The sequence below is a fragment of the Nocardiopsis sp. TNDT3 genome (genome assembly GCF_003427465.1).
GTDB classification, from domain to species: Bacteria; Actinomycetota; Actinomycetes; order Streptosporangiales; family Streptosporangiaceae; genus Nocardiopsis; species Nocardiopsis dassonvillei.
Genome location: NZ_QPFC01001288.1, coordinates 1 through 2,706 on the forward strand (window position 1 = coordinate 1; position 2,706 = coordinate 2,706).

Consider the following 2,706-nt stretch of genomic DNA (forward strand, 5'->3'; position numbering starts at 1 on the left):
CGCCCTGACCAGCGCCCCCTCCCCCGCCTCCGCTGCCGAGCAGGCCCTCTCCCGGACCACCTCCGTGGGCGTGCACAACGCCTACGAGACGGCGACCTTCCCCCACTTCGCCGACGCCCTCGACTCCGGTGCCGGGCTCCTGGAACTGGACGTGTGGACCGACGAGTGGTTCGGCACCTGGCGGGTCAACCACGAACTGGTCGGCCAGCACAACAACTGCGCCGGGGCCACCAGCCCCGACGAACTGCGCCGGGGCGGCGACGGCGACCTCGCCGACTGCCTGCGCGACGTGCGCACCTGGCACGAGGCCAACCCCGGCCACCCGCCGCTGCTGCTCAAGGTCGAGATGAAGAAGGGCTACCACGCCGAGGCGGGTCTGGGCCCCGCCGAGTTCGACGCGCTCGCCGACCAGGTCCTGGGCGATGCCCTGTTCCGGCCGGACGACCTGCTGGCGGGCGCCCACGCCACCCTGGACGAGGCGGTGCGCGCCGACGGCTGGCCCTCGCGCGGCGCTCTGGCCGGGAGGGTCGTCGTCTACCTGACCCCGGGCACCTTCGAGCAGGGCAACCCCTTCGACGACCTGTGGACCGACGAGGAGCAGGCGTCGCGCCTGCGCGACCTGGCCGCCGGGGGCCGCCTGGACGAGGCGGCCACCTTCCCGGCGGTGCTTGGAGCCCGCGGCGGCGACCCGCGCGAGCGCTACGCCGAGGAGCTGCGGCCGTGGTTCGTCGTCTTCGACGGCAGCGCCCCGACCTACACCGGGGGCATCGACACCTCCTGGTACGGCGAGAACGACTACCTCCTGGTGATGACCGACGCCCACGCGGTGTCCCCCGCGATCGACGCGCGTACCCCCTCCCCGGAGGAGGCCGCCGCCCGCGTGCGCGAACTCGCGCGGGCCGGGGCCACCACGGTGACCAGTGACTGGGCGGGCCTGCCCGGGGTGCTGTCCATGGTCGTCCCGCACGGCCCGGGCCACGGCTGACGCCGGGGGCGTCCGCCGCAGCGCCTACTCGGCTCGCGCCCCGCGCGAGAAGTAGGCGTTAGACGCGGGCAGGAACAGCAGCACGAGGGCGGAAAGCCCCAGCAGTCCCGGAACGGCGTAGCCGAGGACGTCGTAGGCCGACATCCCGGCCGGCGGCCACACGATGGCGTCCATGTTCGCGGTGGCCAGGTCCATGAGCACGACGAGGGCAGCGGCGGCGGCGATCAGGAGGCGCGCCCAGTTGCGGCCCCGGCGCACCAGGACGGCGAGGAGGACGCCCACCGCCGCGAACAGCAGCGTGGCGGCGCCGGACACGGCGGCCTGGCGCAGGCCCCCCTCCTCGCCCGCGGCCGCGCGCATACTGTCCAGCCCGGTGGGGGCGACGACGAACACGTTCAGCACCCACAGCACCAGGTCGACGGCGATCAGGGCGAGCAGGAGCAGGAAGGCCGCCTCCACCGTCCCGGGGCGCCCGGTCCTCTCGGCGGTCGTACTCGTCATGGGTCCTCTTCTTCTTCCGTTGGTTCTCGGGGTGGGGGGAGAAGGAGCCCGGGGGCACGGGTCGCCTGAGTAGTCAGGAACTGTACAGCAAACGCCCGGGACCGGACAGCGGCGCAGCCAAGGGCGTCGGCGGTCCTTGGGAGGACACCGCACGGCGGGAACCGGCGCCGGGCCCGGGCACCGCGGTCCGGAAAAGACCTGTCGAGGACAACGGAAAGGACGCGCAAAGAGGCGGGGATGGAACAGGGGAAAACGCGCATTCCCGCTCTATCGTTTCTCCGCCGTCTTGTACACCGACGACCTACTTCTACCCATGGGGTCAAAGAGTGGCGTTCTGGCCGGTCACGGCCATGAAAATTCACCGCGTCACACTTTGTGCACCGTGGGTGGTCCGTGTTCTCTTATGGACTGGCAAGTCATGACACGAGCCGGAGGATCACCCATGACCAGAACCCACCGGTCAGGTCCGGACAGACGCACCGTCCTGCGCGGGGCCGCGTTGGCCTCCGGCGCCGCCGTTCTCGGCGGGGCGTTCACCGCGGGCGGCGCGAGCGCCTCCGCGGGGGTGGCCGAACCGCCCCTGCACACCCGGGCCGACTGGGGAGCGCGCTCGCCCGCGGGCCGGGTCCAGATCCTGACCACCGCGCCCAGCTACATCGTGGTCCACCACACCGCGACGGCCAACAGCACCGACTACTCGCTCAGCCACGCCTACGCCCTGTCCAGGGCGATCCAGAACTACCACATGGACTCCAACGGCTGGCTGGACACCGGCCAGCAGCTCACCATCAGCCGCGGCGGCCACGTCATGGAGGGCCGCGACCGCAGCTTCGCCGCCATCCGCGAGGGCAGCCACGTCGTGGGCGCGCACGTGGCCAACAACAACAGCACCTGTATCGGCATCGAGAACGAGGGCCTCTACACGAGCGTGAGCCCGACCGGGGCCCTGACCGACGCGCTGGTGGCCACCCTGGCGTGGCTGTGCGGGGCCTACCGGCTCGATCCGCACAGCGCGATCCTGGGCCACCGCGACTTCAACGCCACCGCCTGCCCCGGCGACGTGCTGTACGCGCTGCTCCCGGAGCTGCGCGACGCGGTCGCCGACGCCATGCTGGCACCGGTCCTGGGAACGGTCGCCCGCCGCGCGCCCGCCGGGAACGGCCCGACCTACCCGACCGTGCCCGAGGACGAGCCGGACCGCCTGTTCTACCACGGTCCCG

General features: G+C 72.5%; 3 protein-coding genes. 2 read left to right on the top strand and 1 reads right to left on the bottom strand.

Going from position 1 to position 2,706, the window contains the following annotated elements; all coding sequences use genetic code 11:
* Positions 1 to 985, top strand: a 985-nt coding sequence (locus DQW06_RS26920; protein WP_198662559.1) for a phosphatidylinositol-specific phospholipase C domain-containing protein, incomplete at its 5' end; no start/stop codon positions are given.
* Between the two features lie 24 nt (positions 986 to 1,009).
* On the opposite strand, the gene DQW06_RS26925 is transcribed toward DQW06_RS26920, so the two are convergent.
* Entirely contained in the window at positions 1,010 to 1,486 is a 477-nt protein-coding gene (locus DQW06_RS26925) for a hypothetical protein (protein WP_013153420.1), read from the bottom strand.
* Between the two features lie 442 nt (positions 1,487 to 1,928).
* Between DQW06_RS26925 and DQW06_RS26930 the strand changes: the two genes are divergently transcribed.
* Positions 1,929 to 2,706 (top strand): peptidoglycan recognition family protein (locus DQW06_RS26930; RefSeq protein WP_157983628.1); only part of this gene is annotated, 778 nt, incomplete at its 3' end.